5 protein-coding genes and 1 pseudogene are annotated in these 7480 nt (G+C 57.1%); 3 read left to right on the top strand and 3 right to left on the bottom strand.

What is annotated here, in order from left to right; translation table 11 throughout:
• Positions 1–184: hypothetical protein (locus tag VGE80_RS15170; RefSeq protein WP_440593247.1), on the bottom strand; the 184-nt coding region annotated here is incomplete at its 3' end.
• Between the two features lie 236 nt (positions 185–420).
• On the opposite strand from VGE80_RS15170, the gene VGE80_RS15165 reads away from it, so the two are divergent.
• Together VGE80_RS15165 and VGE80_RS15160 are read left to right on the top strand one after the other, a co-directional pair.
• Positions 421–1347: a YdjY domain-containing protein gene (locus VGE80_RS15165; protein ID WP_440593246.1), complete on the top strand. Its 927-nt coding sequence runs from the start codon at positions 421–423 to the stop codon at positions 1345–1347.
• 112 nt (positions 1348–1459) lie between these two features.
• The gene (locus tag VGE80_RS15160; protein ID WP_440593245.1) at positions 1460–2935 is read left to right on the top strand and encodes a metal ABC transporter permease; all 1476 of its coding nucleotides are present in this window, start codon (positions 1460–1462) and stop codon (positions 2933–2935) included.
• A 21-nt stretch (positions 2936–2956) separates the two neighbouring features.
• Here the strand turns inward: VGE80_RS15160 and ppk1 are convergent, their stop codons facing one another.
• Together ppk1 and VGE80_RS15150 are read right to left on the bottom strand one after the other, a co-directional pair.
• Complete coding sequence (gene ppk1 / locus VGE80_RS15155) at positions 2957–5200, bottom strand: polyphosphate kinase 1 (RefSeq protein WP_440593244.1); 2244 nt, start codon at positions 5198–5200, stop codon at positions 2957–2959.
• Positions 5201–5222: 22 nt separating this feature from the next.
• The gene (locus tag VGE80_RS15150) at positions 5223–6854 is read right to left on the bottom strand and encodes a Ppx/GppA phosphatase family protein (protein WP_440593243.1); all 1632 of its coding nucleotides are present in this window, start codon (positions 6852–6854) and stop codon (positions 5223–5225) included.
• A 363-nt stretch (positions 6855–7217) separates the two neighbouring features.
• Here VGE80_RS15150 and VGE80_RS15145 point away from each other — a divergent pair.
• Positions 7218–7480, top strand: a pseudogene (locus tag VGE80_RS15145) (PQQ-binding-like beta-propeller repeat protein); the annotation flags it as partial.

Below are 7480 nucleotides of genomic sequence, written 5' to 3'. Positions count from 1 at the left end.
GTTTCGCCTCGTCCGGGCCGTGACACGCAAAGCAGCGGTCAGAGAGAAGAGGTCGTATCTCTCGGTTGAATTCGATGCCATCGGCGGGCGGATCACTCTCTGCCCACGATGGAACGCTGATGACGATCAGGCAGAAAAATGCGAAGAGATGGAAACGTTTCGCAAGCTGCACCGGTCGCGTCATCAATCAATTCCTTCAGGAGATGACCGTGAGTCCGACAGACATTTGAGGAACGAAGATTCTAATCGTCGAGTGGAATTGGCCGCCACCGAGGAAATCCAAGCGAGGAATTGCCGTTTGGCTCAGGGCATGATTCGAATGAAAGTCACCGTGTTCGCCATGCCACCGGGAAGGGCTTTGTGTTAATGTGACTTTCAGAACCTCATCGAGAGGTTGCGTCACTTCACGGAGAATCCCAGATGTCTCAATCACATCCCTTTTTGATTGCATTGCTGGCCGTCAGTCTGCTGCCTGTCAGTTTGCTGGCAGCCGATCCCGCAGCCAATGCTGTTGATCAGGCAACGGCTGACTTTAAGCCGTTGAACAAGCAGGGAACGGTGCTGCTCGATGCAAAAGGGAAACGACTGCTGCTCAAGTCTGAAGTGGTACTGCGCGAGGGGTTGCTCGAGTTACTTTGTTGTCTCAAACGAAGTAAAGAGCATGAATCCATCCTCGCCGTAGAGACGCAGGCTCAGTACGTTCATGCCGGGCTATTGGCGCTGGGGGCACAGGCGGGATCGCCCGTCCGCTGGGAACCGGACTACCAACCCGCCTCGGGGCCGGTGATCGACGTCTTTCTGACCTGGAATGATGAAGACGGAAAAGTCCATCGTGAGCCGGCCCAGTCCTGGGTTCGCCACGCCACGCGGCGTTACTTTGTCGAAAAGCTCGATCCACCCCCAAAGGATTTCAAGCTTCCCGCCGACAGCGAACTGAAGTGGGACCCGCGAAATGGCGAGCTTCTGTGGTATGGCACCATGTCTGAGGAACAACGGGATGCGGCGTTGAAGATTTCGAAAGACCCTGCGTTTCAGAAGGCGATTCGCTCGTTCTTCAAACTGACCCAGGTACGACAGATGGATGCAAAATGGGTCTTCGCCGGAAGCTATTTCGTGACGGACGAAAAAACGGGTGAGAAGTTCTATCAGGCGGAAGCAGGGGATCTGATCTGCGTCGCCAACTTTGCCACGGCGACGCTGGATCTGTCGGTAAACAGTAGCGCGACGAACGATGATCTGATGTTTGAAGCCTACACGGAAAGAATTCCACCCGTGGGGACCAAAGTGACAATTGAATTGATTCCCGATTTCAAGTCGGTGGGAAAACAGAAGAAAGTAAAAGAATAAGGCTTTTCCGGGGACGCTTCGGCCGGATTGGGTGGCGGGTCAGGGGACCTGAGCTCAGAGTCACGAGGCAGGGGACCGAGGTTTCTCTGTCGTAGCATCCTTGATTTGGATCATGATCAACGAATTTTTCAATCTGCTCTCCGACTGGTACTCGCTCGATACGTGGATTGTCGTCACTGCGGCTCTGGCAGCGATGTCGTGTGCATTGCCTGGGGCGTGGCTGCTGCTGCGTCGACAAAGCCTGTTGGGGGATGCTCTCAGTCATTCCATTTTGCCGGGGATCGTCCTTGCCTATCTGGCCATGCACTGGTTTGAAGAGCAGGGATGGTTGTCCGCGACCTCCAGTGTTCGACATCTGGTGCTGTTTCTCGGGGCAGCGATATCCGGGGTCGTCTCCGCCATCACGACCGAGGTGATTCAGCGGTGGGGACGGCTGGATCGTAGCGCGGCAATGGGTGTCGTCTTCACAACGATGTTCGCGGTGGGACTGTTGCTCATCCGCATGTTCGCGGACTCGGCCCACGTCGATCCGGGTTGCGTCCTGTATGGAAGTCTGGAAACGTCCGCTCTGATTCCGATCTCGCGTACCATTCCCATCCCCCGGGCGGTGGTCATGAACGGAATCATGCTCGCCATCAACGGGGGCCTGGTGATCCTGTTCTTCAAAGAACTTCGGCTGAGCACCTTTGATCCCGGACTTGCCGTGTCGATGGGACTTCGAGCCGACTGGATTCAGTTGGTCCTGATGTCGATGACGGCCGCGACCCTTGTGGCGGCTTTCGAAAGTGTCGGAGCGATCCTGGTGATCGCCATGCTGATTGTTCCCTCAGCCACGGCGCGCCTGTTGACCGATCGACTGAGCACGATGCTCGTGCTCAGTCTGGTCATTGCAGCGCTTTCAGCAGTCCTGGGACATGTGGGGGCATTAACGTTGCCTTCAATCGTCTTTTCCCGGTTAGGGTACCCGGATGTGTACGACGCCAGCACCTCGGGAATGATGGCTGTTGCAGCGGGAGGTCTGTTCGTCCTGGCAATTCTGGCGAGCCCACGTCACGGCGTCATCCGTCGTTTTGTCGACCGAGTGCGACTTCAACTGCGGATTGCCAGTGAAGATATTCTGGGAACGCTGTTTCGGCGTGATGAACGCACGCACGGTGAAACCTCTCCGTCCCCCATTTCTGACCCGACCCTCGCAATTGCCGGAATTCCACCACGGGAGATGAACGGCGGTCACGTGGTGACACAGGATCCCATCCCACTGGTCACGGTGGCGCATGGAACCTGGATCGAATGGTTTGCCCGCAGAAATCTGCAGCGAAAGGGCTTCATTACCGCAGATGCCTCTGTCAATCATCTGACGGATAAGGGGCGGGATCTGGCCCAAAGCCTTGTCCGCTCGCACCGGCTGTGGGAAGCGTACATGGCGCGTCATTTCGAGCTGCCTGGCGACCATTTTCATGCCACGGCCGAACAGGTCGAGCACTTTCTGTGTCCCCAGCTACAGACGGATCTCGCCACAGAACTCGACCAGCCTTCTGTCGACCCGCATGGAAAAGCGATTCCGAATTCGACGAGTTCTGATCAATGATCTGCAGGCGAGCAAACCGGCCTAGTCGTTGTGACCCGCCCCCCGCAGTGGTTCGAACGTGGCCAGGGCTGCCCGTGAAGCATCTTCGATCGCTTCACCCGTCCGTCGATACAACACTTCCTGACTTCGAATCGGTTCGCTCGAATCGGTTGCCCGGACCGGTTCGTAGCGACCACTGGGTAATAATCGACGCGCCTTGACGTTGTCGGCCAGCGTTGTTTTCAAGATCGTGATCAGGTTGCGGCGACAGGCGTTATCCTCCACGGGAACCAGCAACTCGACGCGGCGATCGAGATTTCGAGGCATCCAGTCGGCGCTGGAAATGAATAACCGTTCGTCGCCGCCGTGATAGAAGTAGAGGATTCGCGCGTGTTCCAGGAAGCGATCAATGACACCCGTGACCGTGATGTTTTCTGACAGCCCGGGAACCCCTGGACGCAGACAACAGACGCCACGGATATTCAGTCGAATCCGGACACCCGCCTGCGACGCGGCATACAGTGCTTCGATCATCGTCTCGTCGACGAGCGCATTCATCTTGGCGATGATGAGAGCTTTTTGCTTGTGCCGCTTGCGGTCGATTTCCGCTTCGATCATTTCGAGCAGTCGTTCTCGCAGACCGATCGGAGCCATTTCGATCTGTCGGAAACGCTGCGGCTGGGAATAACCGGTGATGGCGTTGAAGAAGGCGGTTGCATCGGCCCCCAGATCCTCGTGACAGCTCATCAGGCTGACATCGCTATAGATTCTTGAGGTGATTTCGTTGTAGTTGCCCGTACCAAAGTGGACGTAGCGCTGGATTCCCTGCGGTTCGCGTCGGACAATCAGGCAGATCTTGGCGTGCGTTTTCAGGCCTTTGACGCCATAGACAACCTGCACGTCGGCTCGCTCGAGATCCCGCGCCCACTCGATATTACGCTGTTCGTCGAACCGCGCTTTCAGTTCGACGACGGCGGTGACGTATTTCCCCTTCTGAGCGGCCCGCTTCAGTGCGGCGACGATCGGGCTTTTGGCGCTTGTCCGGTAGAGCGTCTGTTTAATGGCCAGAACGTCCGGATCATCGGCGGCTTCCTCGACCAGTCGGACGACCGAATCAAAACTTTCGTACGGGTGATAAAGCAGAATGTCCTGGCGCGCGATGGCCGTGAACAGGCTTTCTGAAGGCGAAATCTTGAGCGACGGCTGTGACGGCCAGGGCTCATACCGCAAGTTGTCAAAGCCTTGTGAATCGGTCAGGCGGAAGAAGGCGGCCAGATCCAGAGGGCCGGGTGCCGCAAAGACCCATCGATCGGGGACATCAACGGCCGTTTGCAGGAAACCACGAACGAGTGGGCTGGCGTGATCCGCCAGTTCCAGTCGAACGCAGGCACTTTGTCGGCGTGCATTGACGATTTCCTGCATTTTGGAAAGCAGGTCGAATGCCTGATCTTCCTGCAGTTCGAGATCTGCGTTTCGCGTAATCCGAAATGCAACGCTTTCCTCAATCGTCTCGCCCGGGAAGAATTTGGGCAGGAAGAGACTGATGACGTCTTCCAGCAGGATGTAATTGAAGCCGCTTTCCGAGGGGACCGTCACGAACCGTTGTCGGTTGCGCCCGAACGGCAGGATGGCAAAGCGGGGTTCCGTCGAACCTGCTACCGGAGCCAGTCGAACGCACAGGCTGATCGTCTGGTTGATCAAGGGGGGGAATTCGAGCGACGGGGGTTCGGTACCGGATCCCGTGGTCTCTGCGGCGGCATCGGTCGATTTCGCCTCGCCAGCTTTCTTCTTCTTCCCCTTCCGTTTGGCGATGTGCAGCTCGATTCGTGCTGCTTCCGACAATTCAGAAGAGGCGACGATTGCCAGCGGTGTCAGGATCGGGAAGACTTCCTGATCGAAATAGGTCTGCAGGTGCTGTAACTGGCGATCGTTCAGTTGAGCCGCGCGAAGACGATTCATTCCGGCGGCGGCGAGGGCCGGTTCGATGTCTTCGAGAAAACACCGATACTGCTCCGTCAGAAAAGCCTGCATCCGCTCGCCAATCGCCTTTAGCTGCTGCGATGTGGTGAGGCCGACCGGGTCGGGACGCATTTCCCCTTCGGCCTGCAGGATCTGGAGGCTGCCGACTCGAACCATCGTGAATTCGTCGAGATTCGAGGCTGTGATCGCGAGGAACTTAAGCCGCTCGAGCAGGGGAATACTCTTGTCGCTGGCTTCGTCGAGCACTCGCTGATTGAATTCCAGCCAGCTCAATTCGCGGTTAAAAAAACGTGGCTCAGCAGTCATGCCGCTACGATCTCTCTGAATTCTAAGGACGCATTTTTCGCAATTGGACAGGCATCCCGAAGGTCGATTCGAAAAGCGATCCTGATTGTTTTAATGCCAGTTGTTCGAGGCTGAGGTCTTCGATTTGAGGAATGGCGATAATCAGCCGTCCCCCTTCTCGGGAAAATTTCAATTCATGCAGCCGCTGGTTGTGGGACGCTTCCAATGCGTCGGCAATTCGCAGCATGGCAGCCATCTTGACGACGGCGATCCGCTGATCACGATTCAATGTTGTGAAGACAGTGTGGGTTGGTTTGGGCGAAGCCCGGCGATGATAGCGTGCTGTCAGGGCGACAAGCTGGACATCGGATCGACTCAGTCCGAAGAGCTCGCTGTGCTGGATCAGGTACATCGAATGCTTGTGGTACGATCCCGTATTCACATACAGCCCGACTTCATGCAGCAGCGCCGCGACCCGCAGCAGCAGTTCGTAGCGGGGATCAAGCTGGTGCTCATCACGTAGACCCTGAAACAGAATGCCGCACAGCTTGGCCACCTGTCGTGCGTGCAGCTCGTCGAATTCGAACTTGCGTCCAAGGTCCAGAGCTGAGCGGATCACCTGGTTGCTGAAATCTTCATTCCAGCCCCCGCGAGTTGCCATTTCGTTCAGCAGTCCATCGCGAAGATTGATACTGGCAACGATCACCTGCTTCAGTCCAAAGGCCTGGGCCATCATGGTGTAGGCCAGCAGGGCAGGGCCCAGGGTTCCCGCTTCGGGAAAGGTGATGTGATACTTGTGAACGAGCTTATCTTCATTCAGCAGCAGGACCGAATTGGTGAGCTCCGCCAGGGCGTCCACCGGGATTCGAGTCAACTTGTCAGGGACCCAGTCCGGTACCAGTTGACGGGCTGCGAACCGCATGTCGCCCCCGAGCGCAACCATCTCTTGTGTCGATTCGGCAGAGACCTGCTGCAGAATCTGGTCGAGAATTCTCTGGATCTGCGTTGCCATCAAGCGGCGGGTGGTCCCCTGAGAGGCGTGATAGGCTTCCAGTGTCTGGCGGATCCGCAGCGATCCCAGTCGATACGTGTGCGCGAAGAGGACGTCCGCGTTTTTCACCTCGAGCAACTCGGTACTGCCGCCCCCCACTTCCGTAACGACCGTCTTGGCGTTGGCGAGCTCGGGGTCGAGCCTGAGCAGGGGCTGAATCCCCAGATAGGTGATCCGGTTAACTTCGGCCTCATCGATCGGAACGACCTGAAAGCCGGTCGCCGTGTAGACGCGGTCGAGAAACGCCAGTTTATTGCTGGCCTCGCGAACGGCGCTCGTTGCGACAACTCGAACCTTGTCTGTGGCCACGATCCCGTATTCTGCCAGGACTCGGCGATAGCTTTTCAAGACCCGGACGCATTCTTCGATCGTCCCTTTTTCAAGGAATCCCCGGGTGAAGGTGTCTTTCCCGAGGCTGACCGCCTGCGACAGGGCGGAGAGATGGCGCACGCCCCCCTCATCGTCTATTTCCGCGATGGCCATGCGGATGGAGGTCGTACCGACATCGATCACCGCTGAAGGGGTGACTGTCGTGCCGCGCGGCGCATGGGAGGTGTTTTCGTTGGGGCGCATATCAAACCGATGGGCGAGCCAGTTTGTCAGGTACAGCAACAGGATCGCCAATCATCCGCTCGACACATGCCGAAACAGATCGCGAAACCCAGAACTTCAGTTTACCGCATCGGATTTCGAGTTTCAGTACCGCACAAAAAATTCATGAGCAGCCAAAGCTGTGATCTGCGCTTTCCTCGCTACAAATCATCAGGTGATTTCTTTCCTGTTGAGCTTTCCCCGGCGCGGTGATTGGGGGCGATAGCCCCCGTGATCGCCCGTGCCTGTGGACTGACGCTTTGAGCTCAGGGGATGGAAGCCCCTAACGGTACCGGACTCGTGGGCTTCTCTGAGCCCCTGATCGGCGATAAGTTATGCAAGGTTCAGGCCGGCGTTAAACCTGCTGTAAGTCCGTCGATAACGAGAGATTCCTCTATGCGCGTGATCGTTTTGACTTTCGCCCTGCTGGCTTGTGTCGTCGGGGACGCCGAGGATCGGAACTGGAACCAGTTCCGTGGCCCTGACGCGGATGGAACGTCCCGTGCCAAAGGGTTGCCTGTCACCTTTGAAGAGGGATCGCCGTCGATTCTCTGGAAGACGCCGATCGACGGTCGCGCCTGGTCTTCTCCGGTCGCCTGGGGGAACCAGATCTGGGTGTCTAACTCGCCCGAAGTCCAGAATCTGACTCCTGAAATGCC

Origin of the sequence: Schlesneria sp. (assembly GCF_036405755.1) — a bacterium.
Classification (GTDB): domain Bacteria; phylum Planctomycetota; class Planctomycetia; order Planctomycetales; family Planctomycetaceae; genus Schlesneria; species Schlesneria sphaerica.
Note: the sequence above shows the minus strand (reverse complement) of the source record. Positions and strands in the feature narration are given on the sequence as shown.

Excerpts from the sequence above, each read along its gene's own strand:
- VGE80_RS15165 (WP_440593246.1), top strand. The coding sequence starts at position 421 with ATGTCTCAATCACATCCCTTTTTGATTGCATTGCTGGCCGTCAGTCTG.
- VGE80_RS15160 (WP_440593245.1), top strand. The coding sequence starts at position 1,460 with ATGATCAACGAATTTTTCAATCTGCTCTCCGACTGGTACTCGCTCGAT.
- ppk1 (WP_440593244.1), bottom strand. The coding sequence starts at position 5,200 with ATGACTGCTGAGCCACGTTTTTTTAACCGCGAATTGAGCTGGCTGGAA.